Origin of the sequence: Pseudomonas vanderleydeniana (assembly GCF_014268755.2) — a bacterium.
Classification (GTDB): domain Bacteria; phylum Pseudomonadota; class Gammaproteobacteria; order Pseudomonadales; family Pseudomonadaceae; genus Aquipseudomonas; species Aquipseudomonas vanderleydeniana.
On the sequence record NZ_CP077093.1, the window covers coordinates 2,362,981 to 2,389,809 of the forward strand.

Genomic DNA, 26,829 nt, shown 5'->3' on the forward strand with positions numbered 1-26,829 from the left:
GAGCAAACACCCCTGACGTGTTGTTCGGATTCTCCTTGCCCGCCGGCGGGACCTTGTGTCCTTGTCCGGGCCGGGCGCTTTTTGGCTTGATGGATCGAGGGGCCGGCGGGTGAAAACGCACGGCCCGGACTCTCGACTCGATCAAAGGGAATTTGCGATGAAAGCACTCAAGGGTGTGTGCGGTACGTTGTTGTGCGTGGGCCTGATGTTCACGCTGGAGGCCCGCTCCGGGCAGGCGCGGGAGGAGCAGATCGCGGCGTCCTCCACGGCTCCGGACGGTGTCGAACCGACGCCGGCGGAGGTGCTGGGCGGTGTTCGCACCGACTACTTCTCCTGCTCGGTCGGGCATTTCAGGGGCGAGCTGGAGGCGCGGGTGGCCTTCGCCTCGGCCGGCAGCTCGGCCTACTTCGATGTCAGCACGGTCCGCTACCGGATCGTGCGCAGCGGTGGCGAGGGGGGCGGCAACAAGGCCAACATCAATTTCCACCTGGACACGCTCAATCGCCAGGGCGTGGTCAGGGGCAACGATGTCTACCATTCGCCGGATTCACTCAAGCAGGACGGCAATTGGCATCTGCTGGACGTCAACCGGATCGTACGCACCGACTACCAGGGAGCGGTGACCTTCGAGTTCGTCTTCGACCGCTCCAAGGCCAGTGACAGCCGTTGTGCGGCCCACAAGACCTACCAGTGGGCCGGTGCCGCGACCACCCGAACTGCCCCGGCCGAGTAAACCGCTCAAGGTGTCTCGAGGGCCGAAGCTTCGCGAATCAGGAAGTGATCCAGGTTTTCGATTTCACAGCTGAAGACGCTGAAGGTCTGTTCCGGATTCTTCTTGCTTGGCACCTGTTTCAGCTCCGGTGTCACCCCGTAGAAAAAGCAGTACAGGTCATCGGCCTGGTCGATCACGCTCTTGATCTCTTCAAGGAATGCCGTGCGCTGGCGGTAGTTTTCGATCAGGCTCTTGCTCAGGTAGACATTCACCGAGTAGCGCTTGCGGTCGGCCCACACCGGCTTGTCGAAGACCACGCTGAAGCTGCTCTTGTAGTCCTTGATCTCCTTGATCCTGCCCCAGTAGATCAGCCCACTGCGGTCCTGGCAGTACTCGACCCTCTTGAAGAACGCGTTGTAGTTCAGGCTCAGCTCGCCGATGGTCAGCGGCATGCGCTTGAGCAGCTCCTTGTTGGCGAAGTTGGAGACGAAACACTCCACCGGGTGGGCGAACACACTGGTGCGGTTGGGTGTTTGCCTTGGCGCGTTGTTGGGGGTGCCCTCGGGCGCAGGGCGCGTCACCTCCCGAGGCTCTGCCTGGGCGGGTGCTGCGGGTGTGGCGGGCTTGCGGCTGTAGACGCGACGGCTCAGCAGCAGCTCCACCGGGAAGTTCTGCTCGCCTTCGACCTCGTCCGCTGCCTGGTCCGGGTCGAGCAGGCCGGGCGCGGTTTCCGGGCTGAGGTAGGGGCAGTCGGCCAGGTGCCGGGTGCTCGGCGTGTTCTTGAAGTGTGGGGTGCGCTTGAAGCGGACCCGACGGGCATTGAAGGTGGTCAGGTGGTTGCTGCGGTCGAACGCGTTGCGACAGGCATCGTTGGGGCACTGGAAGGTTTCCGTGTCCGAATCGAAGGGCACGGTCTCATCGAAGTTCAGGTCGCGAACATCGTAGATCGTCAGTTTCTCGTCGAGACTGACGCAATAGGCTTTGTCGAATTTCATGCTCGGTCCATCGGCGGTGCGTAGGGCCATTAATAACACAGGCCCTCTGGCGTCGTGTACCTGCCGATCAGGTCCGCTGCCGTTTCAGTAGTCGGTGGGCGAACGGCCCAGGGTACGACGGAACATGGTCGAGAAGGCGGCCGGGCTCTGGTAGCCGAAGTCCAGGGCAATGCGCGTCACCGCCTCACCCTCGGCCAGCCGCGCCAACGCCAGGACCACGCAGACCCGCTGGCGCCACTGGGAAAAGCTCAAGGCGGTCTGGCTGTGGAACAGGCGGCCGAAACTGCGCAGGCTCAGGTGCAGGTGCCCTGCCCAGGCTTGGGGGGACTGGCGGATATCCGGCTGTTCGATGAAGGCCTGGCACAGCAGCAGCAGGCGCGGGTCCTGGGGCAGGGGGATATGCAGCGGCAGGCTGCCGGCGGCGGCCAGTTCATGCAGCAGCAGGCTGACCAGTGCAGCGTCGCGGCCCTGTTCGGCGTATTCCACCGGCATTTCGACGGCGGCGAGCAGCAGTTGGCGCAGCAGCGGTGAAACCTCCAGCACCTGGCAGGCGGGGCTCATGGTCGTGACGGCCGTGGGCTCGATGTACAGGCTGCGGGTGCTGACGCCGAGCATCAGCACCTGGTGGGGTACGCCTGGAGGAATCCAGACCGCCCGTTGTGGCGGCACGATCCAGTTGCCGTCGTCGGTCAGCACGTGCATCACACCGGTGGCGCCGTACAGCAGTTGGGCTCGCCGGTGCCGGTGGCGGGCCAGCAGGTGACCCTGGGGATAGTCGGTGCCGATGGCGATCACCGCCTGGGGCAGGTGGTCGTACCGGTCGAGCGGCAGGTTGTACATGGGCAGTCTGTTTGGCCGAAACACGAACAATCTTGACTGACTTGCGTAGGCGCGCCAAGTGTCGCGCCCTCAGGATGGGGTCTTTCTTCCTGAAAGGACCTGACATGATGCTCTACGGGCTGTTGGCGTTGTTTGGTGGGCTGGCCGGCGTGACCAGCGTGCTGTTCGGTTTCGGGGGGGGCTTCGTGGTGGTGCCGTTGTTGTACCGGGCGCTGAGTGCCAGTCCGGATCCCGCGGTCAGTGGCGCGGCGATGCAGATTGCCGTGGCGACCTCGACCTGCGTGATGATCGTCAATGCGCTGCTCGCCACCGCCAAGCACCGGCGTGCAGGCAACCTGCGGCGAGCCTGGATCTGGCCGTTGGCCGGGTTCATCGGCCTCGGCGCGATACTGGGGGCGGTGCTGGCCAGCGGGTGCAGCAGCGAGGTGCTGCGCTGGGCCTTCATTGTCTACCTGGGGCTGACCTTGCTCGACTGCCTGGCGCGGCGGGGGTTCATCCAGCAGGCGACGATCCGTCCGATTCGCCCGCTGACGCCGGTCGTGACGGTGCTGGGCGGGGTGTTGATCGGTAGCGTGGCGACCTTTCTCGGGGTGGGTGGCAGCGTCATGACCGTGCCGCTGTTGCGGCGCAGTGGCCTGAGCATGACGCTCGCCACGGCCATGGCCAACCCGTTGAGCGTGCCGGTGGCGGTGGTCGGTACGCTGACCTACGTGGCCCTGGCCGGCGTTCATCCCCTGGGCTTGGGCCCCGGGTTCGCCGGCTATGTGGACCTGTTGGCGTTCGTCCTGCTGATCTTCGGCGCGCTGCTCGGCATGCGCCTGGCGACGCCCCTGATCGGACGTATCCCGGACCGCCTGCACGCCGGAATCTACATCGGTTTGCTGGGGCTGGTGCTGCTGGCGATGGTGCTTGGTTGAGGGTCGCGTCGACAGTGAGAGGCTTCGCGGGCAAGCCCGCTCCTACAAGAGCATCGGCCGAGCATGGAGTCGTGCCTGGCTCAAGCCTGTGGGAGCGGGCTTGCCCGCGAAGCGCTTCAAGCGCACTCAGACATTCAGCAGGCGCTCGCGCAGCTTGGCGATCTCGTCGCGCATCTGTGCGGCGGCCTCGAACTCCAGGTCGCGGGCCAGTTGGTACATCTTTTCCTCCAACTGACGAATGCGCTTGCTGATCTCGCTCGGCGAGCGCAGTTCGTTTTCGTAACGGGCGTTTTCCTCGGCGGCCTTGGCCATGCCCTTGCGCTTCTTGCTGCGCGAGCCGGGCACGGTGGCGCCTTCCAGGATGTCGGCGACATCCTTGAACACGCCCTTGGGGGTGATGCCGTTGGCCTCGTTGAAGGCGATCTGCTTGTCGCGGCGGCGTTCGGTTTCGCCGATCGCCCGCTGCATGGAGCCGGTGATGTTGTCGGCATAGAGGATCGCCCGGCCGTTGAGGTTGCGCGCGGCGCGGCCGATGGTCTGGATCAGCGAGCGTTCGGAACGCAGGAAGCCTTCCTTGTCCGCATCGAGAATCGCCACCAGCGACACTTCCGGCATGTCCAGGCCTTCACGCAGCAGGTTGATTCCCACCAGGACGTCGAAGGTGCCCAGGCGCAGGTCGCGGATGATTTCCACCCGCTCCACGGTGTCGATGTCCGAGTGCAGGTAGCGCACGCGGATGCCGTGGTCGGCGAGGTAGTCGGTCAGGTCTTCGGCCATGCGCTTGGTCAGGGTGGTGACCAGCACGCGTTCTTCCTGGGCCACGCGCTTGTTGATTTCCGAGAGCAGGTCATCGACCTGGGTCAGGGCCGGACGGACTTCCACCTGCGGGTCCACCAGCCCGGTGGGGCGTACCACCTGCTCGACGATCTGTCCGGCGTGCTCGGCCTCGTAGTTGCCGGGGGTGGCGGAGACGAAAATGGTCTGCGGGCTCACCGCCTCCCATTCATCGAAGCGCATGGGCCGGTTGTCCAGGGCCGAGGGCAGGCGGAAGCCGTATTCGACCAGGGTTTCCTTGCGCGAGCGGTCGCCCTTGTACATGGCGCCGACCTGCGGAACGCTGACGTGGGATTCGTCGATCACCAGCAGCGCATCCGCCGGCAGGTAGTCGTAGAGGGTCGGTGGCGGGGCGCCGGCTTCGCGGCCGGAGAGGTAGCGCGAGTAGTTTTCGATGCCGTTGCAGTAGCCCAGTTCGAGGATCATCTCCAGGTCGAAGCGGGTCCGCTGCTCCAGGCGCTGGGCTTCCACCAGCTTGTTGCTGTTGCGCAGGTATTCGAGACGCTCCTGCAACTCTTCCTTGATCCCCTCGACGGCCTCGAGCAGGGTTTCGCGCGGCGTCACGTAGTGGCTCTTGGGGTAGAAGGTGAAACGTGGCAGCTTGCGGATCACCTCGCCGGTCAGCGGGTCGAAGGCCGACAGGCTCTCCACCTCGTCGTCGAACAGTTCGACGCGGATCGCCTCCAGGTCGGATTCGGCCGGGTAGATATCGATCACGTCACCGCGCACGCGGAAAGTGGCGCGGGCGAAGTCCATGTCGTTGCGGGTGTACTGCAGGTCGGCCAGGCGGCGCAGCAGGGCGCGCTGGTCGAGCTTGTCGCCACGGTCTACGTGCAGGACCATCTTCAGGTAGGTTTCCGGGCTGCCCAGGCCGTAGATGCAGGACACCGTGGTGACGATGATGGCGTCCTTGCGTTCGAGCAGGGCCTTGGTCGCCGACAGGCGCATCTGCTCGATGTGGTCGTTGATCGACGCGTCCTTCTCGATGAAGGTGTCGGAGGAGGGCACGTAGGCTTCCGGCTGGTAGTAGTCGTAGTAGGAAACGAAGTACTCGACGGCGTTGTTCGGGAAGAACGTCTTGAACTCGCCGTACAACTGGGCGGCCAGTGTCTTGTTCGGGGCCAGCACCAGGGTGGGGCGCTGGACCTGGGCGATCACGTTGGCGATGCTGAAGGTCTTGCCCGAGCCGGTCACCCCGAGCAGGGTCTGGTGGGCCAGGCCGGCCTCGATGCCCTGGACCATCTGGCGGATCGCCTCGGGTTGGTCGCCGGCGGGTTGGAAGCGGGTGACGAGCTGGAATTCGGACATAACGTACCTCTTGCATGTGCCCCAGAGGCACTGCTGCCCGGCAGGCGCGCAGCGAGGAAAAAGATCGTCCACGACGGCATGTCGCGGAAAAAAGCATCATAAGCCTGGAAGTGGTGTTTCGTCCGATTGCTTTCAAGGCAAGCGTCTGTCGGACGTAACGTTACATTTCGACTGTCGGGCGTAAAATAAATCAAAAAAACTTCTCGGATTCCGACAATAGTCGGTCGCCCTCGCCATTGATGGCCTCTATACTAGCTCCCCGTTTGTGCACCGCTCTAGTGCAATCGGCTGGAGCGCTGTCACGCCCGATCATCCTCCATTCAGAGCCGCCGCAATAATGAGCCTGTTCTCCGCTGTCGAAATGGCACCACGCGATCCTATCCTGGGCCTCAACGAAGCATTCAATGCCGATACCCGCACCGACAAGGTCAACCTGGGCGTGGGCGTCTACTGTGACGAAAGTGGCAAGATCCCACTGTTGCGTGCCGTTGTCGAAGCCGAGACCCAGCGCGCGGCGCAGCATGCTTCCCGTGGCTACCTGCCGATCGACGGTATCGCCGCCTACGACAAGGCCGTGCAGACCCTGCTGTTCGGTCAGGACTCGCCGCTGATCGCTGCCGGTCGCGTGCTCACCACCCAGGCTGTCGGTGGTACCGGCGCGCTGAAGATCGGTGCCGACTTCCTCAAGCAACTGCTGCCGAACGCCACCGTGGCGATCAGCGACCCGAGCTGGGAAAACCACCGTGCGCTGTTCGAAACCGCCGGTTTCCCGGTGCAGAACTATCGCTACTACGATGCCGCCAGCAATGGTGTGAACCGTGCCGGCCTGCTGGAAGACCTCAACGCGCTGCCAGCCAAGTCGATCGTCGTGCTGCACGCCTGCTGCCACAACCCGACCGGTGTCGACCTGACGCCCGAGGACTGGCAGGACGTGCTGGACGTGGTCAAGTCCAAGGACCTGGTACCGTTCCTCGACATGGCCTACCAGGGCTTTGGCGCAGGTATCCATGAAGACGCCGCCGCCGTGCGCCTGTTCGCCGAGTCGGGCCTGACCTTCTTCGTTTCCAGCTCGTTCTCCAAGTCGTTCTCGCTGTACGGCGAGCGCGTCGGCGCGCTGTCGATCGTCAGCGAGTCGAAGGAAGAGACCGCCCGCGTCCTGTCCCAGGTCAAGCGCGTGATCCGTACCAACTACTCCAACCCGCCCACCCACGGCGCGACCATCGTCGCTACCGTGCTGAACAACCCTGAGCTGCGTGCCCAGTGGGAAGCGGAACTGGCCGAGATGCGCGATCGCATCCGCGACATGCGCATGCAGATGGTCGAGCTGCTGGCCAAGCACGGTGCCAAGCGTGACTTCAGCTTCGTCGGTCGCCAGCGTGGCATGTTCTCCTACTCCGGCCTGACCGTGGAGCAGGTGGCACGCCTGAAGAGCGAGTTCGGCATCTATGCCCTGGATACCGGTCGTATCTGTGTGGCTTCGCTGAATCAGCGCAACATCGAGGCTGTGGTCAAGGCTATTGTTCAGGTGATCTGATCGCGGGGCGGGACGTTTCCCGCCGCTGTTTTCGGATGAAGAGGGCCCGCAGCGATGCGGGCCTTTTTGTTTCTGGCCGAGATGGCTGGGGCGCGCGCGGGCCCTTTCGCGGATAAATCCGGCTCCCACGGTGCTCGCGCCGTGCATGAATCCCGCGAACGACGCTGGCACTTGTGGGAGCCGGATTTATCCGCGAAAGGGCCATCAGCCTCACCCGAACACCTTCATGCACCACCCGTGCATACCAGCGCTCTGACAGATACTCGAGCATCCGAGAAATGATTCATAAATTGTTACAAATACCGTAAAGCACTTTTATCAAATCCTTGTTTGTCAGGCTCAAGAGCCTGGACATAAGCTTCCCAGAGCTTCGAAAGTCAACCTGAGCGCCTGCGTCCACGGTTTGAACAATGGCCTCGTTGTCCTCTTCCAGTGCAAGTTGAGAAGTAAGGATTCCCGATGCAGTCAAAGTGCGAAGATTCTTTAGTCTCCCGTTCCTGCAATACCCCCGACACTTCCTCCGAAAGTATTCCGCGCAGCGGTTCCCATCGCCTGGCCGAAGAGCTGCTTGACAAGGCCGGCCTGCGCCTGGACGGTCGCGCGCCGTGGGACATGCGCCTCAACCGCCCGGGCGTACCGGAGCGCGCCCTGTCCGAAGGCAGCCTGGGGCTGGGCGAGGCCTACATGGACGGCGACTGGGATGCCGAGCAGTTGGATGAATTCTTTGCCCGCCTGCTGCGCTCGGGGCTGGCCGATGGGGTCAACCCGATGGCCATGCTGTTCCATGCCGCGCGGGTCAAGTTGCTCAACCTGCAGAACCGCAAGCGGGCCTGGCAGGTCGGTGAACAGCATTACGACCTGGGCAGCGATTTCTACGCGAGCATGCTCGACCCGCGCATGGCCTACACCTGTGGCTACTGGCGCGAGGCCGACAACCTGGCCGAGGCACAGGATGCCAAGCTTGACCTGATCTGCCGCAAGCTGCGCCTGGAACCCGGCATGCGGGTGCTGGACATCGGTTGTGGCTGGGGCAGCTTCATGTCCTATGCGGCGCAGCACTATGGTGTCGAATGCGTCGGCGTGACCATTTCCCGGGACCAGGCCGAGTGGGCCCGGCAGCGTTATGCCGGGCTGCCGCTGGAGTTCCGCCTGCAGGACTACCGTGATGTCGACGAACCGTTCGATCACATCGTCAGCATCGGCATGTTCGAGCATGTCGGGCGCAAGAATCATCGGGTCTACATGGAAACCGCCGCGCGCTGCCTCAAGGATGACGGGCTGTTCCTGTTGCACACCATCGGCAAGAACCGGCGCCACTCCACCACCGATCGCTGGATCGACAAGTACATCTTCCCCAATGGCGACCTGCCTTCCATTGGCCAGATCGGCGATGCCGTCGACGGCCTGTTCGTCGTCGAGGACCTGCACAACTTCGGCGCCGACTACGACAAGACCCTGATGGCCTGGTACGACAACTTCGAAGCGGCCTGGCCGCGCTTTGCCGGGCAGATGGGCGAGCGCTTCCGTCGCATGTGGCGTTACTACCTGTTGTCCTGTGCCGGTGCATTCCGCGCCAGGGACATCCAGCTCTGGCAGTGGGTGCTGTCGAAGAAAGGTGTGGTGGGCGGTTACCAGCGTGTGTCCTGAGCACCTGGCAGCGTCGAGTTAATTATCGATGAAGAATCTTTCATGGCTAATTAACTCGTCGAGCATTAATGGAAAAATATATATAGAAACCGGCAGTAAAAATAACAACAGGGGCCCCTGGTCGGTGGCCTGAAGTTTTCCGGTTTCTCTTGCAAACGCCCCCAGGGCGCGCACCGGAGCGCGACAGACAAAGCCCGGCCGGATCCCCGCTTCTGCATTCTTGAAGATTGTCTTTGGCCTTCGGGCACCTCTGCCATTCAGTGCTCCACGTTTCCACTCTCCGCGCGGATGACAGCGTGTGCGCCGTCGTTCGCTCCAACAAAAGAGTGAAACTTCATTAACCAGGGGATAATAACGATGTCGGTAAAGATCAACTTGCTCACACTGGCGGTTTCACTGGGCCTGGCCCAGGTCGCGATGGCCGACTCCATCGCCGACCAGAGTGACGCCAAGGGCTTCGTCGAAGACAGCAGCCTCAACCTGCACCTGAAGAACCAGTACTTCGACCGTGACCGCAAGGATGGCAAATCCGACCTCAAGGATTGGACCCAGGGCATCTTCGGCAACTACAGCTCCGGCTTCACCCAGGGCACCGTCGGGTTCGGCGTGGATGCCTTCGGTTACTGGGGCATCAAGCTCGACGGCGGCCCGGGGACCGCGGGTACCGGCAACCTGCCAATCGGCCGCGACGGTTCTCCCGAGGATGACTACGCCAAGGCCGGTGCCGCGCTCAAGCTGCGGGTCTCCAAGACCGAATTGCGTTACGGCGACATGCAGCCGACCGCTCCGGTCTTCGCTGCCGGCGGCACCCGGCTGATCCCGGAAACCGCCACCGGCTTCGATCTGCAGAGCAGCGAGATCAAGGGGCTGGACCTGGAGGCCGGGCATTTCACCAGCGGCACCGGTGTGGTCACCACCAGTCATGACCACGACCTGTACGCGACCTACGCCAACGTTCCCACCAACGCGGTCAGCTTCCTGGGTGGCAAGTACAGCGTCAATGACGACCTGAGTTTCACCCTCTACGGTTCCGAGTTCCAGGATATCTGGCGCCAGTACTACACCAACGCCAACTACACCCTGCCGCTCTCGCCGGGGCAATCGCTGAACTTCGACTTCAACCTCTACCGCACGCTCGACGAGGGCCAGGCCAAGGCCGGTGCGATCAACAACACCACCTTCTCCTTCGCGACCGCCTACACCTTCCTGACCGCCCACACGGTGACCCTGGCGTTCCAGAAGGTGCACGGCGATACGCCGTTCGACTACGCCGGCTTCGGTACCAATGGCCCCGGTGACGGTGGCGACTCGATCCTGCTGGCCAACTCCGTGCAGTACTCGGACTTCAACGGCCCGGGCGAGAAATCCTGGCAGGCGCGCTACGACCTGAACATGAAGAGCTATGGCGTGCCGGGGCTGAGCTTCATGACCCGCTACATCCACGGCGATGACATCGATGGCACCAAGATGGCTGCGGACAGCCCCTACCGGGCCTATGGCTATGGCGCCAACGGCGAGCACCATGAGACCGACGTCGAGGCCAAGTACGTGGTCCAGGGAGGGCCGGCCAAGGACCTGTCCCTGCGCCTGCGCCAATCGTTCCACCGGGGCAACGCCGACCAGGCCGAAGGCAACAACAACGAGCTGCGGCTGATCGCCGACTACCCGATCTCGATCTTCTGATCAGGCGGCGGGGGAGGCGTGTTCTTCTCCCGCCGGTTGCACAGTATCCGGCTGCGCCGCTTCCACGCGGTTCCTGCCGGCGCGCTTGGCCTGGTACAACGCCGCATCCGCCCGGCCGTAGGCACAGTCGAAGCTGGTGCCCATCGGGCTGGCGCTGACACCGAAGCTCGCGGTGATCTGCCGGTTCACCGGCTGCCCGAAGACGTGGGCGGCAATCGCTGCACGCAGGCTTTCGGCCAACGCCAGGCCGGCCTCAAGCGTCCCGCCAGGAATCAGTACGGTGAACTCCTCGCCACCGACACGACCAATGAACCCGGCATTGCCGACGATCTGCCGCAGGCAACTGACGATGCCCTGGATCACCGCATCGCCGGCGGGATGGCCGAACTCGTCGTTGATGTGCTTGAAGTGATCGATGTCCAGCACCACCATCACCGCACCGGTCTTCTGCAGGGCCTGCACGGTCAGGTCGATGACCGCGCCGCGGTTCAGCACGCCGGTGAGGGCATCGTGGGTGGCCCGGTATTCAAGCTGGCGCGCCAAGGTCTGCAACTGGGTGTTGAGTGCGTTCATTTCACGCTCGGCGCGGTCGCTGCGCCGGATCAGCCGGCGCGTTTCGCGCATCAGGCGTTCGAAGTGGGCGGTCAGATCGGCGAGCGCCTGCTGGTACACCGGTGCATCGGCTTCAGTCAGGGCCAGGATCGAACGGGCGTGTTCGAGGGCGTCAGTTTCGCTGCGGAACAGGTCGTGTTCGGGCTCATCCTGTGCCGGTGCGCCTACGCGAGTGACTGAAGCGGTCATGCTCATCATCCTTGTCGGGGAGTCATTGTGGGGTCGTGGCATGATCGTTGAAGACGATCGCGGTGAAGTCGGCCTTCAGTTCTTCACCGAATTCGAAAATGGTCTCGTCCTCCTCGTCGTGGTACCAGTTCACCTGCATTTCGTTACCCGACTGGGCGGCCTGGTCCAGGGCGTCGAAGATGCTGAACAGCATCTTGGTGCTCGAGCTGTTGAAGTAGGCCAGCGCAATGTGGGTGGTGATCACGGTGTCCTCGCGGGAGGCGAGGTAGGTACGCAGTTGCTGGATGACCGGGGCATAGAAGGCGGCGGCATTTTCCGGGTAGGACTCGCCCTTGATCGTCAGCAGGTCCTGATCGAAACGAAAGTCGACTTCCGGCGAGGTGGCGGTTGCTTCGATGTAGAAATTGTCCATGGTGATTGCGTCACTCTGATCAGATAGTTGCTTTGAGGCAGAACAGCGTGGTGCCCGGTTCGTCCGCTCTTGGGAAAAACGCGAACTCCAGCGGTGCGCTGGCGTCGCGCGCCATGGTCAGGAACCCCAGGCCCGCGCCCTTGCTTTCCGCGGGTGTCTCCGCCCGCAGGGTGACCTTGTAGGCCTGCTTGATCTCTTCAAGGGACATGTTGCGCAGCGGTTCGAGCTTTGCCCGCAGGCGGTCGACGTCGTGGGTGGCGATGGGGTTGGCGCACAGCATCAGGTGGCGGTCACCTTCGCTGCTGATGCACACCGCGCCCTGGCGCAGCGCCGACTCTTCGCCGGGCTCGTTGGGCAACGAGTCGGAGGAGTAGTGAATGATGTTCTGCGACAGTTCGACGAAGGAGGAGAACAGCTTGCGTCGCGTCGGTCCGTTCACCCCGGAGATCTCCAACTGCAGCCTGACCACCTCGGCCATCGCGCTGACGATGGTGTGGGAGAAATACCCCATGTGATAGAAGATCACGTTGCGCTGCTGGGCCAGATCGAAGAAGTGGTAGTCGGGGTGGGCAGCATTCGAATTGATCATGGTCGGTTTCCAAGACGCGCACAGAAAAGGGTGAGGTCGTCACGCCGGGCCTGCTCTCCTTGCCAATTGGCCAGCGTGCGTTGCAGGGCATCGCAGATGACGGTCGCCGGCTGATTGCGGTGCTCCAGTATCGTGTTGAACGCCTTGCTCTTGCCGAAGGCGATGTTGCGCGGGCCGCCGATCTGGTCGGTCAGGCCGTCGGTGGCGATGAACACCAGGCTGGCCGGGGCCAGCGTGATGCGGTTCAGCGGCCATTGGTAGTCGATGGCGCTGTCCACGTAGCCGACGCCGACCCGTTGTCCGGCCAGGGTTTCCATCTGCTCGGCGCTGGGTGGCAGGACGTGGAGGGCCATGCGCGCACCGGCGAAACTCAGGGTCTGGGTGGCGTTGTCGAACCAGAGGAAGGCGGCGTCCAGACCGTCGTCGGATTCGGGCGTGCCCTCGCTGCCATGCACTTGTCCCAGCAGTTCCTTGACGCTGCGGTTGACCGCCGCCAGCAATGCGCCGGGGTCGCGGGGACCGAGCCGTGCGAGGGCCTGGGTCAGTGACGAGGAGGCGATGAGGGTCATGAATGCGCCGGGAACGCCGTGGCCGGTGCAGTCGGCGATCGCGCCGAACCAGCCATCGTGGTACGCGCAGAAGTGATAGAAGTCACCACCGACGACATCCCGCGGTTCCCATAGCAGGACCGCGTCTTCCAGGGTCGACTTGAGGGTATCGCGCGAGGCGCGCAGCATCGAGCGCTGGATAACGCTCGCGTACTCGATGCTCTGCATGATCTGGCGATTCTTCTCGGCCTGCATCGCGGCGACCACCGCCATCAGTTGCAGGCCGCTGCCGAGTCCGGCGAAGCGTCCGTCACGGGTGACGATGAAACCGTCGGACAGGGCCTTTTCGCCGGACTCGACGGTCTTGAAGGTCAGTTCCTCGATGCTCATTCCGGCGTCGACGATCAGCGGCTCCTTGTCCATGAAGGCAATGCAGCTTTTCTTGTCGTACAGCTCGCGATGAAACGGCTTGCTCATCATCGACAGGAAGATGTTGCGATTGATCAGGCCGATGGGACGGGCGTCTTCGACCACTGCCAGGCACACCATTTCCTTCTGCGAACTGAAGGTCTCCATCACCAGGGCGTTGGTGCTGTCGGCCTCGATCGCCGGCATCTGCATGCAGAGATCACCGGCACAACGGTGGTCTCTGGAGCGTTGTGGACGCATGAAGGAGAAGCTTTCTGCACGCATGCTGGGAGTCGCCGGGCAAAGTGAAGGCACAACGCTATCTATCCAATATGACGCTTGTATGACGATCTCGCGTTTGCTCCCCGAACCTGCTGCTTCCTGGCAGAAATGACCTGGCCGGCCTGCGGCTGTGTATCACAGTGTGTACGCAGCATTGGCTGATACATCCCGCGACTTCCTGGCCGGTTGCCCGACACAGAGGGGATACACGCCTGCGATTAACTTTGCTCGTCGAACAGCGCAGCCGGTCGGGCCGCTGATTCGCTCACCCCATCGTTGATCAAGGAGAAGACCCATGAAGAGCAAATACGCCGCCCTCGCAGCCACCCTCGCCATTTCCCTCGGCGCGTTCGCGGTCAATGCCCACGCCGCCGATGACCAGGCGCCCAAGGAGAAGTGCTACGGCGTGTCCAAGGCCGGCCAGAACGATTGCGCCGCCGGTGCCGGCACCTCTTGCGCGGGTACCGCCAAGACCGATTACCAGGGCAACGCCTGGGTCCTGGTGGACAAGGGCACCTGCACCCAGATCAAGACACCCAAGGGCTTCGGCTCCCTGACGGAGCAGCCATGAACCGCACCTGCGGGGCCGTGACCGCCGGCCTCGGCCGGCTGTTGCCCGAGTCCCTGTTGTTGCTGGTGGCCCGGGTCGGGATCGCTTCGGTGTTCTTCCTGTCGGGACGGACCAAGGTCGAGGGCCTGCTGACCATCAAGCCAACGACCTACTTCCTGTTTCGTTCGGAGTACGCATTGCCGCTGGTGTCGCCCGAGTTGGCGGCCCACCTGGCGACCTATGCCGAGCACCTGTTCCCGATCCTGCTGGTGCTGGGGTTGCTGACCCGGCCGGCGGCGCTGGCCCTGCTGGGCATGACGGCGGTGATCGAGGTGTTCGTCTACCCCGACGCCTGGCCGACGCACCTGACCTGGGCTGGCCTGCTGTTGCCACTGATCGCCTACGGCGGCGGCAAGTGGTCGCTGGACGGGCTGTTGCGCCGCGGATCGAACTGACCCGGCGCTCCAACGCCCTCTCAACCGATGATTTTCAACCACAACATCAAGCCATGACGGCTTGAGGAGAAGCAGCATGCGCAAGTTACCCATCCTGGCCCTGAGCGCCCTGGCCCTGGCTGCACCGATGTTCGCCAGTGCCGCGGCGGAGCCGGCCGCGCCGGCAGGTGCCAAGAACATCGTCATCGTCCATGGCTCGTTTGTCGACGGCTCCGGCTGGCGGGTGGTTCACGACATCCTGATCCACAAGGGCTACCACGTCACCGTGGTGCACCAGCCGGCCACCAGCCTGGACGCCGACGTCGCCGCCACCCGGGAAATCCTCGACCAGCAGGTCGGCCCGGTGGTGCTGGTCGGCCACAGTTCCGGCGGCGCGGTGATCGGTATTGCCGGTGACCGCGACAAGGTCAAGGCACTGGTCTATGTCGCCGGCCTGCAACCGGAAGTCGGCGAGACCCTGGGCCAGTTGCTGAGCTCCATGCCGTCGCCGAGCAACGATATCCATGCCACCCGTGACGGCCTGCTGTTCGTCGATCGGGCCAAGTTCGGCGAGGACTTCGCCGCCGACCAGACCACCAACCGCACCGACTTCCTGGCGGCCTCCCAGGTACCGGCCGCTGCCGCGACCTTCGGCACCCAGAACTGGGCGGCCGCCTGGCACAAGAAACCCAGCTACGGGATCGTCGCCACCGATGACAAGGCCCTGAACCCGGACCTGCAGCGCTGGATGTACAAGCGTGCCGGTTCCAAGGTGACCGAGATCAAGGCCAGCCACACCGTGTACATCTCGCAGCCTGAGGCGGTGGCGAAAGTCATCGAGCAGGCCGCGCTGAACGCCAAGTAAATCCACCGACCCACATCGCTTCACCCACTTCATTTATCTGGAGATACACCATGACCACTACCGCTTCCCGCCTGAGCCTCGCCACTGCCGCCGCCCTGATCGCCCTGGCGTCCGCGTCCTTCACCGTCTCGGCCAGTGCCGCCGACAAGGAGCAACCGGGTCGCTGCTACGGCGTCAACAGCTGCAAGGGTGAAAGCCTGTGTGCCACCGCCAAGAACGACTGCAAGGGCCTCAACGGCTGCAAGGGCCAGGGCGTCGTGGTGAAAACCCCGAGCGAGTGCCTGAAGGCCGGCGGCACCCTGACCGAGCCGAAGTAAACACCACAGGGTGAGGGGGCCGATGGGTGAGCCCCCATTGTTCGATCGTTCCCACGCCGAGCGTGGGAACGATCATCACGGGTTGCGGGGGGCACCGACTCACGCACCCGCCCACACTTCTCTCAAGCGAGCACCTGCGATGTCAGTATCCACTTCTTTCTCGGGCTTCGGCCTGGGCCTGCGCAAGGAACACTATCGGGACTTCCTGGAGACCGAGGTTCCGGTCGATTTCGTCGAAGTCATCTCCGAGAACTTCATGGTCGACGGTGGTCAGCCACGACACATCCTGCGCCAGGTCCGCGAGCGGCATCCGGTGGTGCTGCATGGCGTCTCCATGTCCATCGGCTCGGCCGACGGCCTGAACCCGGACTACCTGCGTCGCCTCAGGCAACTGGTCGACGAGATCGACCCGCTGTTCGTTTCCGATCACCTGAGCTGGTCGCGCATCGGCGGCTTCAACTCCCACGACCTGCTGCCGGTACCCTACACCGAAGAGGCGCTGGAGATCGTCTGCCGCAATATTTCCATGGCCCAGGATGTCCTCGGCCGTTCCATGCTGTTCGAAAACCCGTCGAGCTACCTGGCCTTCGACGGTGCCTCGATGACCGAATGGGAGTTCATCGGCGCCATGGCCGAACGCACCGGCTGCGGGCTGTTGCTCGACGTCAACAATGTCTTCGTCAGTGCCAGCAACCACGGTTTCGATGCCCTGGCCTTTCTCGACGGGTTGCCCGCCGACCGCGTGCGGCAGATGCACCTGGCCGGGCACAGCCAGGGCGAGCACCTGCTGATCGATACCCACGACAGTCCGGTTTGTGAAGATGTCTGGGCACTGTATGCCGAGGCGGTGTCGCGGTTCGGCACGGCCGCCACCCTGATCGAGCGCGACGACCACATCCCGCCGCTGGCCGAACTGCTCGCGGAGCTGGACATCGCCCGTTCCATCGGTGCGGCGAATGCCCGTGGCGGACTGCGGAGGGCGGTATGAACCTGGCCCAGTTGCAGCAGCAGTTCCAGCAGTGGCTGGTGACCGGTTCCGACGAGTTTGCCCGCTCCCTCGGGGACGGCCTGGAGGCGGGCCTGGCGGTCTACCAGAACAACTACCGGGCACAGCTGGTAGGTTGCCTGGAGCAGGCATTTGCGCAGGTGCGCCGGTGGATCGGCGACGAGGCCTTTCTCGCGGCGGCGATCGCCCATATCGACCGGCAGCCACCCCATGCCTGGACGCTGGATGCCTACCCCGAGGGCTTCCACGCCAGCCTGGTCGAATTGTTCCCGAACAATCCCGACCTGCATGAACTGGCCTGGATCGAGGCGGCGGTCAATGACGCTTTCGTTGCCGAGGACGCCCAGGCCCTGTCGCTGGACGCCCTGGCGACCATCGATTGGGACACCGCGCGGTTGCGCCTGACACCGTCGTTGCGCAGCCATGCATTGACGACCAATGCCGAACCGATCTGGGCGGCGCTGTGCGAAGAGACACCGCCGCCGGAAAGCGAAATGCTCGCCGAGCCGGGTGGGGTGATCGTCTGGCGTCGGCAGTTCACTTCACGCCTGCGTCCGCTGGAAGCCCTGGAATACCAGGCGCTGCTGCACCTGCAGGCAAATGGCAGTTTCGCCGCCCTGTGCCAGTGGCTGGTCGAGCGTCTCGGCGAGTCCGAGGGCGTCGCGCGGGCCGGTGCGCTGCTGGCCGGCTGGCTCGCCAGCGAACTGATCGTCGCGATCGACTGACCCCCCATTTTCTCTTTGCCAAGGAACTGCATCATGTCCGAGTACCTGTTCAATCGTCGTCGTTTCCTGTTGTCCGCCGCCGCCGGTGCAGCCGCCATCGGCCTGGCCGACGTGCCGTCGGCGCTGGCCTCGACGGGGCAGGGCACGACCCCCCGCACCGGCAAGCCGCTGGCGCACCTGCCTATTCGCCAGGTGCGTACCGACGTGCTGGACATCGGTTATCACGAGACCGGCCCGGAGAACGGTCGCCCGGTGATCCTGCTGCACGGCTTTCCCTACGATATCCACAGTTACGCCGAGGTCGCGCCGTTGCTCGCGGCCCAGGGGTTTCGGGTGATCGTGCCGCACCTGCGTGGACACGGCAGCACCCGTTTCCTCGACAGCGCCACGCCGCGCTCAGGCCAGCAGGCGGCACTCGGCCAGGATGTACTGGACCTGATGAACGAGCTGCATATCCCCGAGGCGGTGCTTGCCGGCTATGACTGGGGCGGTCGTGCGGCCTGCGTCGCGGCGGCGTTGCGGCCAAGCCGCTGCGTGGGGCTGGTGTCGGTCAACGGCTACCTGATCCAGGACATCGCCAAGGCCGCCAGCCCGTTGCCGGCCGAGGTCGAATGGGGGTTGTGGTACCAGCATTATTTCCAGACCGAGCGTGGGCGTGCGGGGCTGGCGGCCAATCGTCGCGACATCGCGCGAATTCTCTGGCGCAACAATTCGCCGACCTGGCACTTCGACGACCCGACCTTCGAGCGGGCGGCCGAGGCGTTCGACAACCCCGATTACGTCGATGTGGTCATTCATTCCTATCGGCACCGCATGGGGCTGGCCGAGGGCGATCCGAACTATGCCGAAGCCGAGCAGAAGCTTGCCCTGTTGCCGGCGCTCGGCGTGCCGACCATCACCCTCGACGGCATGGCCGACGGGGTTGTTCCGGCCACCGATGGCCGGGCGTCCGCGGCCCGCTTCAGCGGGGCGCGCAGCCACCGGCAGGTTCCCGGTGTCGGCCACAACCTGCCCCAGGAGGCGCCCGGGGTCTTCGCCGATGCGGTGGCCGACCTGGTGCATGGCGGCCAATGGCGCACCTGAGCGGGTCCATTTCGAGAGGCCCTTCTCGGCAGACTGTTCTGGATAAGGCGTGATACAACTTTCGTTGGCGATGGTTAGCGGGAGAGGGGTATACAGGCGATCATCGGATCTTGAATGGACGCGTCCAGACCGGCTCGTTTGCAGCCGGCAGGTGCGCGCTGATCATGAAAGTTCGCAGCGCTGCGTACAAGAAACTTGGCTCGGGCCGAGACGTGGTGCTACAAGAGTCGATGAAAACGTCATCCTGTTCAGAGGTCGCCATGAAACGCTGGATCGTCAATAACCGTGGGCTGCTGATCTTTCTCCTGTGTTTCGGCATCTTCCGGACGTCCATGGCGGACTGGAACCCGATCCCCTCGGGTTCCATGCGTCCAACCCTGCTGGAAGGCGACGTGGTGCTGGTCAATCGGCTGGCCTATGACCTCAAGCTGCCCTTGAGCGATATTTCCCTGGCGGCGTTGGCTAACCCGCAGCGCGGTGACGTGGTGACATTCACCTCGCCCAAGGATGGTGTACGGCTGATCAAGCGGCTGGTCGGCGTCCCGGGGGATGTGCTGGAAATGCGTAACGAGGTGCTGTTCGTCAATGGCGTTGCGGCGCACTACAGCGACAATCAGGAAATCACCGAGCCAGGTGGCCATGGCGTGAATATCCCCGGGGTATCGGTAACCGAGGCGTCGGACAACAGCGTGCGCCGGGTGCAGTTTCTGCACGGCGTGGCGGCTGCCCGTGATTTCGGACCAGTCACGGTACCGGCGGACAGCTATTTCATGCTCGGCGACAATCGCGACGACAGCGCCGACTCGCGCTACATCGGCTTCGTGCCACGCCGCCTGCTGATCGGCCGGGCCCACCATATCGTAGTGTCGGCCGACATCCTCGGCCACTGGATGCCACGTCTGGACCGTACCGCCAAGCCGATTCTGTAAAGAGCACAGACATGAAAAGGCCCGCCCCAGAACGGCCTGGAGCGGGCTGGTTGCAGAGCTTGGGACTCAGGGCTGGGTCGACTTGAAGCTCGGCAGCGCCTGCACCTGTTCCCACCACTGGGCAAAGCCCTCGACATCAAACAGCCGCTCGGCATCCGGGGTCTGCGCGATGTAGCTGCAGAACGGTACCAGGTAGAAGTCTGCCAGGGACTGGGTCGGGCCGGCGATGAAGCGGTCCTGGCCCCTGATCTTCATCAGCTCGCGCAGCACCTGGCGCGACTTTTCGATACCGGCCTCGCGGGCAGCCTCGTTCTTGCCGCCGATGAAGTCGGGGAACAGGTGATAACCGGCCACCGCCACCAGCGCGTTGTAACCGTAGGAATCGTAGATGCCGATCGCCATGTTGGCGCGGGCCCGACCCTGGGCGGTGTCCGGCAGCAGCGACGGGCCCGGCAGGACTTCGTTCAGGTAGTGGGTGATGGCACCGGTTTCGATCACCTTGAAGCCGTCATGTTCGAGCACTGGCACCTTGCCGAATGGATGACGCAGCAGGTGTTCGGGGTGATGGGGCTCGCCCTGGATGACGTCCACCGGGACCTGCCGATAGTCCGCGCCTTTTTCGGCGAGAAGCATTCTGACGGTACGGACATAGGTGCTGCCGCTGAAGCCGTAAAGGGTGATGCTCATGCTGATGATCTCCGTGGGGTGGTCAGTCCACCCGTCGTGGGTGACTGAGGACCGGTCTAGTTCATCGCGTCGATGTATCCGGGATGTGTTCGGTGTTCGCGGAAAATCGAGTGAGTGTGTCGCCACGCAGCTGAGACACACTGTGATACATGAACACGGCCAGGAGAGTGGCCGAGAGTCCTCGATCAGGGGTTGACTTCTCTTTTTATATCAGTAACATAGAGGCCATTCCGCAATAGCTCAGTTGGTAGAGCAAATGACTGTTAATCATTGGGTCCCTGGTTCGAGTCCAGGTTGTGGAGCCAGATAGAAGAAAAAACCTGCAGCGATGCAGGTTTTTTTTTGCCCGGAATTCAGGTGGCTGCGGCTGGCGGTCGCCTACAGTCGAGGAAATCAGCATGGCGGAAATACCTCAGCAGGACGATCTGTTTCAGGTGGACAAGCGGCTTTCCCTCAAGCCCGTGATGGACTTCAACGCCTTCCTGCTCCAGGCGTTCGCCGATGGTCCGTGCCAGTGCCAGCGCTGCGCGGCGAACTCGGGTGCCGAGACCGGCTAAGCCTTCCAACACACCTTCGAGTTGGGCAAGGTGGTCAATCGCCAATTTGCCCGGACCACACCGAGTGACGTGTTGCTGGCGCTGAAAAAGGCCTGGCTGTCGTTCTTCAAGACCGATCTGGAAGTGCCCGGCCTGCTGGACCTGCCCCGGGTGCAGGAGTTCGTCAAACCCGAACTGCACATCCGCCTGCGTCCGTTGTTGCTGGCCTCTGGGCTGATCGTGGAGCGGGACGGCGAGTGGCTGCTGCAGGCGGTCGCCGACTGACGCCCAAGCCACTTCCGCGTACGGCACAGTCTCCTGTAGGAGCCGGCTTGCTGGCGATAGCGGTAGGCCAGTTGGCATTTTCATCGACTGACACATCGCAATCGCCAGCAAGCCGGCTCCCACGAGCTATGGCGTCAGTCTTGATCCACTGGCACTGACGGCCGGTAGGGTTTTCCCCATCTTTACTGGCCTGGGTCAAGGTTTTGCACTGCACAACCCCTTAACGTGAATGCGCACCGGTTCACCGCGCGGCGGCGAACCACCACTCTGTGGCCGCCATGCGCGCCCTGTGTGTTGCGGCCAGGCCAGGAAGAGCCCGGCGCAGGGTGGCAGTCCACTCACGTCAATCATGGATGATGCAGAACATGCAGAACCTGGATCGAAAATACGATATCCAGCCGCTTCCCCGCGCGGATATGACCCTCCACCTCAATGGCCAGGACGTGCCCGCGGCAGAAGGCGAGACCGTGCTGTCGGTGTTGCAGTCGGTTGGATTGCGCCAGGTCTCGCGCAATGACCATGGGCAACTGGCCGGTGCCTTCTGCGGCATGGGCGTGTGCCAGAGTTGCCTGGTGTCGATTGATGGCCGGCTCAAGCGCCGGGCCTGCCAGACCCTGGTGAAACCGGGCATGCGTATCGAAACCGGGGTCAGCCGGTTTGCCGCGCTGGAGGTGCTATGAGCCAGCTCCCGGTCATTGTCGGCGGTGGGCCGGCGGGCATGTCCGCCGCCATCGAGCTGGCTCGCCATGGCGTGTCCAGCGTGCTGTTCGAAGAGGCCTCGCGCCTGGGTGGGGTGGTCTATCGCGGTCCCTTGCGCAGCGGGGTCGACCTTGAATACCTGGGCGCGCGCTACAGCTCGACCCTGGAGAAACTGCATGGCGAGTTCGCCACCTGTGCGGACCGGGTCGATGTGCGCCTCAACACCCGCATCGTCGGTGGCGAGGGCGCCCGGACGCTGATGGCGCTGGATGCCGCCGAGTCCCTGTATTCGGTCGAGTATCCGCAACTGTTGCTGGCTTCCGGCTGCCATGAGCGCAACGTGCCGTTTCCCGGCTGGACCCTGCCCGGCGTGATGTTGCTGGGTGGTTTGCAGTTGCAGATCAAGAGTGGCGTGGTCAAGCCACTGGGAGCCACGGTCATCGCCGGTACCGGGCCGCTGCTGCCGCTGGTGGCCTGCCAGCTGCATGCGGCGGGCGTGCCGGTGGCGGGCATCTACGAAGCCAGTGCCTTTGGCCGCATTGCCCGGGAAAGCCTGGCTCTGCTCAACAAACCGCAGATGTTCCTCGATGGCCTGAGCATGCTCGCCTACCTGAAATTGCACGGCATACCGATGCACTATGGCTGGGGCGTGGTCGAGGCGCAGGGCCAGGATGAGCTGGCGCAGGTGACCCTGGCGCCGTACTCCGAGGATTGGCAGCCGGACCTGACCCGTGCGCATCAGGTGGAAGCCCAGACCCTCGCCGTCGGCTACGGCTTCATTCCACGCACCCAGCTCAGCCAGCAGATGGGCCTGGCCCATGCCTTCAATGCCGACGGCTATCTGTGCGCCGAGACCAATATCTGGCAGCAGAGCAGTGAGCCGCATATCCATCTGGCCGGCGACATGGGCGGGATTCGCGGTGGCGAAGCGGCGATGCTGGCTGGGCGAATCGCCGCAGTCTCCATCCTGATGCAGCGTGACGTGCTCGGGGCCGATGCGGCCCTGGCACTGCGCCGGGGCTATCTCGACCGCTTGGCGAAGATCCGCAGGTTCCGCTCCGGCATCGATCGCTATACCCGGCGAGGTACCCGGCAGATCGACCTGGCCAGGCCCGACACGGTGATCTGTCGTTGCGAACACGCGACCCGTGCCGACATCGATCTGGCGCTGTCCCAGGGCGTGCAGGACATGGCCGCGCTGAAGATGCGCACTCGCGTGAGCATGGGCGATTGCCAGGGGCGGATGTGTGTCGGCTATTGCAGCGACCGCCTGCGCGATGCCACCGGGCGCGCCGATGTCGGCTGGTTGCGACCACGCTTTCCCATCGAGCCGATTCCCTTTTCCGCCTTCGAACAACTGGGCAAGGACGCCTGAACCATGAGCAGAACCTATGATGTCGTGATTGCCGGTGGCGGTGTGATCGGTGCTTCCTGCGCCTATCACCTGTCCCGTGAGAAGAACCTGCGGATCGCCCTGATCGACGCCAAGCGTCCGGGTAACGCGACCCGCGCCTCAGCGGGCGGCCTGTGGGCCATCGGTGAGTCGGTCGGCCTGGGTTGCGGGGTGATCTTCTTTCGCATGATGTCCGCCCGGCGTCGTCGCGAGGCCCATGGTGCGGCGGTAGTGGTGGATTCCAGTACCCCGCATATCCTGCCGCAGTCGTTTTTCGACTTCGCCCTGCAGTCCAATGCGTTGTACCCGCAACTGCATCGCGAGTTGCTCGAACGCCATGGCATGGATTGCAAGTTCGAACGCACCGGCCTGAAGTACGTGATCTATGACGAGGAGGATCGCCTCTACGCCGAACATATCGTCTCGCATATTCCGCACCTGGCCGACCAGTTGCGTTGGCTGGACCGCGAGGCCCTGCGTGAGGCCGAGCCGGCGGTCAGCGGCGAGGCGCAAGGTGCGCTGGAGTTCCTCTGCGACCATCAGGTCAGCCCGTTCCGCCTGGCCGATGCCTATACCGAGGGCGCGCGGCAGAACGGTGTCGACCTGTTCTTCAACACCAATGTCACGGATGTGCTGCACCAGGGGGGGCGCGTCAGCGGCGTGCGGACAGCGGAAGAGGGCGAGTTCCATTGCTCGACCCTGATCAACGCCGCAGGAGCCTGGGCTGCCGAACTCAGCCAGCAGGCCACCGGGATCGCGATTCCGGTCAAGCCGGTCAAGGGACAGATCCTCCTGACCGAGCGCATGCCCGGCCTGCTGCGGGGGTGCCTGACCACCAGCGACTGTTACATGGCACAGAAGGACAACGGCGAGATCCTGATCGGCAGCACCACCGAGGACAAGGGGTTCGATGTGAGCACCACCTTCCCCGAAGTGGCCGGGCTGGTGCAGGGCGCCGTGCGCTGCGTACCGGAACTGCAGGGCATCAACCTCAAGCGCTGCTGGGCCGGCCTGCGCCCGGGCTCGCCCGACGAGTTGCCGATCCTCGGGCCGATGGCGGGAGTCGAGGGCTACCTCAACGCCTGCGGGCATTTCCGCACCGGGATCCTGACCTCGGCAATCACCGGGGTGATGCTCGAGCGCCTGGTCAACGAGCAGCCGCTGCCGCTGGATATCACACCGTTCCTGGCGGACCGGTTCGACGCTGCGGCGACTGTGGAGTCAGGGGCGCATAAGACGCTTGAACTCGCCTGAGACCGATTGGGAGCGGGTTGCCGCTCCCAGCCTTCCACTCAGCGAAGCGAGGCCAGGTGTTCTACCGTCTCCGGGTATTTCTCAACCAGCCGGATCAGGGTGGTGGCCTGGGCATTGGGGCGGGCCCGGCCCTGTTCCCAATTCTCCAGGGTGCGGGTATTGGTGCGCAGGTACATGGCGAACACCGCCCGTGACAGTTTCAATTGGGTACGGATCGCCACCAGTTCCTCGGCCCCGAGCGGCTGCAGTTTGCTCAACTGGACCTTGTATAGAATGGAAGACAGGCTTTGTATCTGTTCTTCACCCTAGTCGAGCCCAGGTGGCCATCCTGTCAGTTGTTTCCTAGAGTCGAGTGGCCTTTGGAGATAGCGACAGCGTTGGTCAAGGTTGCGGCCCTTATCCTTCGGGGAGGCCCCCAGGGAGGGTCATACTGACCCGTGTAGTCGATATGACCATTGATCTCCCAGGGTCATAATGACCACGTGCAGGCTGCAGCGCCCTGTTTTCAGGGGGTATGCACTTGGCATGGATGATGAGTGGCAATACGACATTAATCTCCGTCGGAATCATGCCCATGCTGTTCGTACGTGCCAGCCACCACCGCTCCCTGCTCCAGGACAATGCCCGACTGCGTGAAGAACTGGACCAGGCCCGTCAACGCATTGCCATACTCGAGGCCGCCCAGATTGAGGGGGAGCAGCAAGCGGTCCCCGCCGATCAATTGGCCTTCTACCAGGGGCTCGCCGGCAACCTGCTGCTGTTCGGCCGCTCCATCTCCCATGTCGGCGAGTCCTTCGACTATCTCAACCTGCGGCTGGTGGACAACAACCAGCGGGCCACGAGCGTGGCGGCCGCGGCGATCCAGAACCGGCAGAAGTTCGGTGTGCTGCAGGAACAGGCCCATGTCATGGAGGATGGCCTGGCGGACCTCAACGAACAGATTGCGCAACTGGTGATCCGCGCCAGCGAGATCGACCGGATCGTCGGCCTGATCAGTTCCATCGCCAACATGACCAACCTGCTGGCCCTCAACGCGGCCATCGAGGCGGCGCGGGCCGGCGAGTCGGGGCGCGGTTTCGCGGTGGTCGCCAGCGAGATTCGCGACCTGGCGGAAAAGACCGCCAGCGCCACCCAGGACATCATCCGTGAAACCGCCGATATCAAGGCCATGATCGGTGTCGCCCGGGAGGGCATCCAGCAGCAGGCCGGTACCGCCGGCGCCTTTCACAGGCTGACCACCGAGGCGAGCGGGGCGATGTACGAGGTCTACTCGCTGGCCCAGCGCATGCAGCGGGAGATGAACCAGTCCTGCTTCCGGGCCTCCATCGAACAGGCCAACCTGGCCGAGCTGGCGCTGAAGGTTTCGGTCTATGAAGGTGTGCTGGGTGAAGGGCAGGACAGTGCGCTGATCAGCGACCATGATTGCCCGTTCGGACGCTGGTACTACGGCGAAGGCAACCAGCAACTCAAGAGCTACCAGGCCTTCAGCCGCATCGAGCGCCCCCATGGCCTGGTGCATTCGGCGGGCGCCGAGGCGCTGCTGGCCCACCGCGAGGGTCGTCTGGAAGACACCCTCGGCCACCTGGATATCATGGAACGTTCGAATGTGGAGGTGATGGACATCATCAAGCATGTGCTCGCCGAACACGAGCGACGTGAGCAGGCCAGCCTGGCCTGAAACTCAGATCATCGGGTCCCAGCGCTGGGACCAGTCGGTATCGGCCTTGACGATGTCGCGCAGCAGCTCGAAGGCTTTCTGCAGCGCGGCCGAATCCCGCTCGCGGGCATACACCAGGTAGGTCGGGTAGCTGAACTCGGGAGCCTTGGGCACCCGTTCCATCACCCCGCTGTCCAGGTAGCTCTGGACCACGCGGGTGCGGAAGTAGCCGGAGCCGCCGTTACCGAGGATGAACTGCAGGGCTACCGGGCCGAGGTTGAAGCTGGCGGCGGCCCGAGCCTTGTCCGGCAGGGCGGCGTCGTGCTGGCGGCGAAAGCTCTCGCCCCAGTCGATGTACACGTAGGGCTCGGGGTTTTCCGCCAGGCGTACCAGGATCAGCTTTTCCTCCAGCAACTGCTCGACCTGCAGTCCCGGCCAGTAGGTCGGCTGGTAGACCAGTGCAGCATCGAGCACGCCCAGTTCGAGCTGGCGCAGCAGTTGCTCGCCGTCGCGGATTTCCGTGCGCAGGGCGTGGGTCGGAATATGCTCGCGCAGGGCCTTGGCCCAACTGAGGATCAGCGGGTTGCACAGGCTGACTTCGCCGCCGATGTGCAGCACGTTGTTGAAGCCTTCCGGCAGTGGCAGGTCACGGCGGGCGGCATCCCAGGTCTGCACCAGCTGGTTGGCGTAGACCACGAAGGCTTCTCCGTCGGCGGTCAGCCGGGCGCCGGCGCGATTGCGCACGAACAGCCTGGCATCGAGCTGGCTTTCGAGTTTCTGCACCCGGGCGGTGATCGCGGTCTGGGTCACGTGCAGTTTCTCGGCGGCGGCCACCAGGCTGCCGCAGCGGGCGATTTCGAGGAAGGTGCGGGCGAGGTCGATATCCATGGGGTGTCCCG

26 protein-coding genes, 1 tRNA gene and 3 pseudogenes are annotated in these 26,829 nt (G+C 63.7%); 20 read left to right on the plus strand and 10 right to left on the minus strand.

Going from position 1 to position 26,829, the window contains the following annotated elements:
• The first annotated feature begins 157 nt into the window (after positions 1–157).
• A complete protein-coding gene (locus HU752_RS10665; protein ID WP_186681647.1) occupies positions 158–733 on the plus strand; it encodes a hypothetical protein in 576 nt (191 codons plus the stop codon).
• A gap of 5 nt (positions 734–738) precedes the next feature.
• On the opposite strand, the gene HU752_RS10670 is transcribed toward HU752_RS10665, so the two are convergent.
• Together HU752_RS10670 and HU752_RS10675 are read right to left on the minus strand one after the other, a co-directional pair.
• A complete protein-coding gene (locus HU752_RS10670; protein WP_186681645.1) occupies positions 739–1,707 on the minus strand; it encodes a hypothetical protein in 969 nt (322 codons plus the stop codon).
• A gap of 84 nt (positions 1,708–1,791) precedes the next feature.
• Positions 1,792–2,547, minus strand: coding sequence for an AraC family transcriptional regulator (locus tag HU752_RS10675; protein ID WP_186681643.1), 756 nt, complete (start codon positions 2,545–2,547; stop codon positions 1,792–1,794).
• A 107-nt stretch (positions 2,548–2,654) separates the two neighbouring features.
• On the opposite strand from HU752_RS10675, the gene HU752_RS10680 reads away from it, so the two are divergent.
• Positions 2,655–3,464 carry a sulfite exporter TauE/SafE family protein gene (locus HU752_RS10680; RefSeq protein WP_186681871.1) on the plus strand — a complete coding sequence of 270 codons (810 nt, stop codon included), beginning with the start codon at positions 2,655–2,657 and terminating at the stop codon, positions 3,462–3,464.
• A 126-nt stretch (positions 3,465–3,590) separates the two neighbouring features.
• Here the strand turns inward: HU752_RS10680 and uvrB are convergent, their stop codons facing one another.
• Complete coding sequence (uvrB, locus tag HU752_RS10685; protein WP_186681641.1) at positions 3,591–5,606, minus strand: excinuclease ABC subunit UvrB; 2,016 nt, start codon at positions 5,604–5,606, stop codon at positions 3,591–3,593.
• Positions 5,607–5,943: 337 nt separating this feature from the next.
• Here uvrB and HU752_RS10690 point away from each other — a divergent pair, with 337 nt between their 5' ends.
• The 3 genes from HU752_RS10690 to HU752_RS10700 all read left to right on the plus strand — a co-directional run bounded on the left by HU752_RS10690 (position 5,944) and on the right by HU752_RS10700 (position 10,470).
• Positions 5,944–7,140: an amino acid aminotransferase gene (locus HU752_RS10690; RefSeq protein ID WP_186681639.1), complete on the plus strand. Its 1,197-nt coding sequence runs from the start codon at positions 5,944–5,946 to the stop codon at positions 7,138–7,140.
• Between the two features lie 459 nt (positions 7,141–7,599).
• Positions 7,600–8,787, plus strand: a complete 1,188-nt coding sequence (gene cfa, locus HU752_RS10695) for a cyclopropane fatty acyl phospholipid synthase (RefSeq protein ID WP_186681637.1) — start codon at positions 7,600–7,602, stop codon at positions 8,785–8,787.
• 357 nt (positions 8,788–9,144) lie between these two features.
• The gene (locus HU752_RS10700; RefSeq protein WP_186681635.1) at positions 9,145–10,470 is read left to right on the plus strand and encodes an OprD family porin; all 1,326 of its coding nucleotides are present in this window, start codon (positions 9,145–9,147) and stop codon (positions 10,468–10,470) included.
• Here HU752_RS10700 and HU752_RS10705 read toward each other — a convergent pair whose 3' ends face one another.
• From HU752_RS10705 to HU752_RS10720, 4 genes are read right to left on the minus strand one after another with little or no spacing between them, the layout of a single operon-like run.
• The gene (locus HU752_RS10705; RefSeq protein WP_186681633.1) at positions 10,471–11,271 is read right to left on the minus strand and encodes a GGDEF domain-containing protein; all 801 of its coding nucleotides are present in this window, start codon (positions 11,269–11,271) and stop codon (positions 10,471–10,473) included.
• Between the two features lie 22 nt (positions 11,272–11,293).
• A complete protein-coding gene (locus HU752_RS10710) occupies positions 11,294–11,683 on the minus strand; it encodes a DUF1987 domain-containing protein (protein ID WP_186681631.1) in 390 nt (129 codons plus the stop codon).
• 19 nt (positions 11,684–11,702) lie between these two features.
• Positions 11,703–12,272: a SiaB family protein kinase gene (locus tag HU752_RS10715; RefSeq protein ID WP_186681629.1), complete on the minus strand. Its 570-nt coding sequence runs from the start codon at positions 12,270–12,272 to the stop codon at positions 11,703–11,705.
• The gene (locus HU752_RS10720) at positions 12,269–13,441 is read right to left on the minus strand and encodes a SpoIIE family protein phosphatase (RefSeq protein ID WP_202894686.1); all 1,173 of its coding nucleotides are present in this window, start codon (positions 13,439–13,441) and stop codon (positions 12,269–12,271) included. Before HU752_RS10720 ends, HU752_RS10715 begins: the two co-directional genes overlap by 4 nt.
• A gap of 364 nt (positions 13,442–13,805) precedes the next feature.
• Between HU752_RS10720 and HU752_RS10725 the strand changes: the two genes are divergently transcribed.
• From HU752_RS10725 to lepB, 8 genes are all read left to right on the plus strand, one after another.
• Positions 13,806–14,081 (plus strand): BufA1 family periplasmic bufferin-type metallophore, encoded by a 276-nt coding sequence (locus HU752_RS10725; RefSeq protein ID WP_186681627.1) that lies wholly within the window; start codon positions 13,806–13,808, stop codon positions 14,079–14,081.
• Positions 14,078–14,515: a DoxX family protein gene (locus HU752_RS10730; protein WP_186681625.1), complete on the plus strand. Its 438-nt coding sequence runs from the start codon at positions 14,078–14,080 to the stop codon at positions 14,513–14,515. Before HU752_RS10725 ends, HU752_RS10730 begins: the two co-directional genes overlap by 4 nt.
• 76 nt (positions 14,516–14,591) lie before the next feature.
• On the plus strand, positions 14,592–15,359 hold the full coding sequence (locus HU752_RS10735) for an alpha/beta fold hydrolase (RefSeq protein ID WP_186681623.1): 768 nt from the start codon (positions 14,592–14,594) through the stop codon (positions 15,357–15,359).
• 50 nt (positions 15,360–15,409) lie between these two features.
• Entirely contained in the window at positions 15,410–15,676 is a 267-nt protein-coding gene (bufA2, locus tag HU752_RS10740) for a BufA2 family periplasmic bufferin-type metallophore (RefSeq protein ID WP_054057655.1), read from the plus strand.
• A 139-nt stretch (positions 15,677–15,815) separates the two neighbouring features.
• A complete protein-coding gene (gene bufB, locus HU752_RS10745; RefSeq protein WP_186681621.1) occupies positions 15,816–16,664 on the plus strand; it encodes an MNIO family bufferin maturase in 849 nt (282 codons plus the stop codon).
• A complete protein-coding gene (locus tag HU752_RS10750; protein WP_186681619.1) occupies positions 16,661–17,407 on the plus strand; it encodes an HvfC/BufC N-terminal domain-containing protein in 747 nt (248 codons plus the stop codon). Before bufB ends, HU752_RS10750 begins: the two co-directional genes overlap by 4 nt.
• Before the next feature lie 33 nt (positions 17,408–17,440).
• Complete coding sequence (locus HU752_RS10755; protein WP_186681617.1) at positions 17,441–18,490, plus strand: alpha/beta fold hydrolase; 1,050 nt, start codon at positions 17,441–17,443, stop codon at positions 18,488–18,490.
• Positions 18,491–18,750: 260 nt separating this feature from the next.
• On the plus strand, positions 18,751–19,419 hold the full coding sequence (lepB, locus tag HU752_RS10760) for a signal peptidase I (RefSeq protein ID WP_186681615.1): 669 nt from the start codon (positions 18,751–18,753) through the stop codon (positions 19,417–19,419).
• Between the two features lie 66 nt (positions 19,420–19,485).
• Here lepB and HU752_RS10765 read toward each other — a convergent pair whose 3' ends face one another.
• Positions 19,486–20,106, minus strand: coding sequence for a glutathione S-transferase family protein (locus tag HU752_RS10765; protein WP_186681614.1), 621 nt, complete (start codon positions 20,104–20,106; stop codon positions 19,486–19,488).
• A 229-nt stretch (positions 20,107–20,335) separates the two neighbouring features.
• Between HU752_RS10765 and HU752_RS10770 the strand changes: the two genes are divergently transcribed.
• The 5 genes and pseudogenes from HU752_RS10770 (at position 20,336) to hcnC (ending at position 24,273) form a co-directional block, all read left to right on the plus strand.
• Positions 20,336–20,411, plus strand: a tRNA-Asn gene (locus tag HU752_RS10770).
• Positions 20,412–20,504: 93 nt separating this feature from the next.
• Positions 20,505–20,927 (plus strand): annotated as a pseudogene (locus HU752_RS10775) (hypothetical protein).
• A gap of 365 nt (positions 20,928–21,292) precedes the next feature.
• Entirely contained in the window at positions 21,293–21,607 is a 315-nt protein-coding gene (gene hcnA / locus HU752_RS10780; RefSeq protein WP_186681612.1) for a cyanide-forming glycine dehydrogenase subunit HcnA, read from the plus strand.
• Positions 21,604–23,001 (plus strand): cyanide-forming glycine dehydrogenase subunit HcnB, encoded by a 1,398-nt coding sequence (hcnB, locus tag HU752_RS10785; protein WP_186681611.1) that lies wholly within the window; start codon positions 21,604–21,606, stop codon positions 22,999–23,001. The genes hcnA and hcnB overlap by 4 nt, the downstream gene beginning before the upstream one ends.
• A 3-nt stretch (positions 23,002–23,004) precedes the next feature.
• On the plus strand, positions 23,005–24,273 hold the full coding sequence (hcnC, locus tag HU752_RS10790; RefSeq protein WP_186681609.1) for a cyanide-forming glycine dehydrogenase subunit HcnC: 1,269 nt from the start codon (positions 23,005–23,007) through the stop codon (positions 24,271–24,273).
• Between the two features lie 38 nt (positions 24,274–24,311).
• On the opposite strand, the pseudogene HU752_RS10795 reads toward hcnC, so the two are convergent.
• Positions 24,312–24,542, minus strand: a pseudogene (locus HU752_RS10795) (helix-turn-helix domain-containing protein); the annotation flags it as partial.
• 638 nt (positions 24,543–25,180) lie between these two features.
• Here HU752_RS10795 and HU752_RS32110 point away from each other — a divergent pair.
• Positions 25,181–25,552 (plus strand): annotated as a pseudogene (locus HU752_RS32110) (methyl-accepting chemotaxis protein); the annotation flags it as partial.
• A gap of 18 nt (positions 25,553–25,570) precedes the next feature.
• Positions 25,571–25,951, plus strand: coding sequence for a CZB domain-containing protein (locus tag HU752_RS32115; protein WP_437182362.1), 381 nt, complete (start codon positions 25,571–25,573; stop codon positions 25,949–25,951).
• A 3-nt stretch (positions 25,952–25,954) separates the two neighbouring features.
• Here HU752_RS32115 and HU752_RS10805 read toward each other — a convergent pair whose 3' ends face one another.
• Positions 25,955–26,818, minus strand: coding sequence for a LysR family transcriptional regulator (locus HU752_RS10805; RefSeq protein ID WP_186681605.1), 864 nt, complete (start codon positions 26,816–26,818; stop codon positions 25,955–25,957).
• Positions 26,819–26,829: the final 11 nt, after the last annotated feature.

Coding starts and splice junctions, on each gene's coding strand:
- HU752_RS10665 (WP_186681647.1), top strand. CDS start 158: ATGAAAGCACTCAAGGGTGTGTGCGGTACGTTGTTGTGCGTGGGCCTG.
- HU752_RS10670 (WP_186681645.1), bottom strand. CDS start 1,707: ATGAAATTCGACAAAGCCTATTGCGTCAGTCTCGACGAGAAACTGACG.
- HU752_RS10675 (WP_186681643.1), bottom strand. CDS start 2,547: ATGTACAACCTGCCGCTCGACCGGTACGACCACCTGCCCCAGGCGGTG.
- HU752_RS10680 (WP_186681871.1), top strand. CDS start 2,655: ATGCTCTACGGGCTGTTGGCGTTGTTTGGTGGGCTGGCCGGCGTGACC.
- uvrB (WP_186681641.1), bottom strand. CDS start 5,606: ATGTCCGAATTCCAGCTCGTCACCCGCTTCCAACCCGCCGGCGACCAA.
- HU752_RS10690 (WP_186681639.1), top strand. CDS start 5,944: ATGAGCCTGTTCTCCGCTGTCGAAATGGCACCACGCGATCCTATCCTG.
- cfa (WP_186681637.1), top strand. CDS start 7,600: ATGCAGTCAAAGTGCGAAGATTCTTTAGTCTCCCGTTCCTGCAATACC.
- HU752_RS10700 (WP_186681635.1), top strand. CDS start 9,145: ATGTCGGTAAAGATCAACTTGCTCACACTGGCGGTTTCACTGGGCCTG.
- HU752_RS10705 (WP_186681633.1), bottom strand. CDS start 11,271: ATGACCGCTTCAGTCACTCGCGTAGGCGCACCGGCACAGGATGAGCCC.
- HU752_RS10710 (WP_186681631.1), bottom strand. CDS start 11,683: ATGGACAATTTCTACATCGAAGCAACCGCCACCTCGCCGGAAGTCGAC.
- HU752_RS10715 (WP_186681629.1), bottom strand. CDS start 12,272: ATGATCAATTCGAATGCTGCCCACCCCGACTACCACTTCTTCGATCTG.
- HU752_RS10720 (WP_202894686.1), bottom strand. CDS start 13,441: ATGCAGATGCCGGCGATCGAGGCCGACAGCACCAACGCCCTGGTGATG.
- HU752_RS10725 (WP_186681627.1), top strand. CDS start 13,806: ATGAAGAGCAAATACGCCGCCCTCGCAGCCACCCTCGCCATTTCCCTC.
- HU752_RS10730 (WP_186681625.1), top strand. CDS start 14,078: ATGAACCGCACCTGCGGGGCCGTGACCGCCGGCCTCGGCCGGCTGTTG.
- HU752_RS10735 (WP_186681623.1), top strand. CDS start 14,592: ATGCGCAAGTTACCCATCCTGGCCCTGAGCGCCCTGGCCCTGGCTGCA.
- bufA2 (WP_054057655.1), top strand. CDS start 15,410: ATGACCACTACCGCTTCCCGCCTGAGCCTCGCCACTGCCGCCGCCCTG.
- bufB (WP_186681621.1), top strand. CDS start 15,816: ATGTCAGTATCCACTTCTTTCTCGGGCTTCGGCCTGGGCCTGCGCAAG.
- HU752_RS10750 (WP_186681619.1), top strand. CDS start 16,661: ATGAACCTGGCCCAGTTGCAGCAGCAGTTCCAGCAGTGGCTGGTGACC.
- HU752_RS10755 (WP_186681617.1), top strand. CDS start 17,441: ATGTCCGAGTACCTGTTCAATCGTCGTCGTTTCCTGTTGTCCGCCGCC.
- lepB (WP_186681615.1), top strand. CDS start 18,751: ATGAAACGCTGGATCGTCAATAACCGTGGGCTGCTGATCTTTCTCCTG.
- HU752_RS10765 (WP_186681614.1), bottom strand. CDS start 20,106: ATGAGCATCACCCTTTACGGCTTCAGCGGCAGCACCTATGTCCGTACC.
- hcnA (WP_186681612.1), top strand. CDS start 21,293: ATGCAGAACCTGGATCGAAAATACGATATCCAGCCGCTTCCCCGCGCG.
- hcnB (WP_186681611.1), top strand. CDS start 21,604: ATGAGCCAGCTCCCGGTCATTGTCGGCGGTGGGCCGGCGGGCATGTCC.
- hcnC (WP_186681609.1), top strand. CDS start 23,005: ATGAGCAGAACCTATGATGTCGTGATTGCCGGTGGCGGTGTGATCGGT.
- HU752_RS32115 (WP_437182362.1), top strand. CDS start 25,571: ATGAACCAGTCCTGCTTCCGGGCCTCCATCGAACAGGCCAACCTGGCC.
- HU752_RS10805 (WP_186681605.1), bottom strand. CDS start 26,818: ATGGATATCGACCTCGCCCGCACCTTCCTCGAAATCGCCCGCTGCGGC.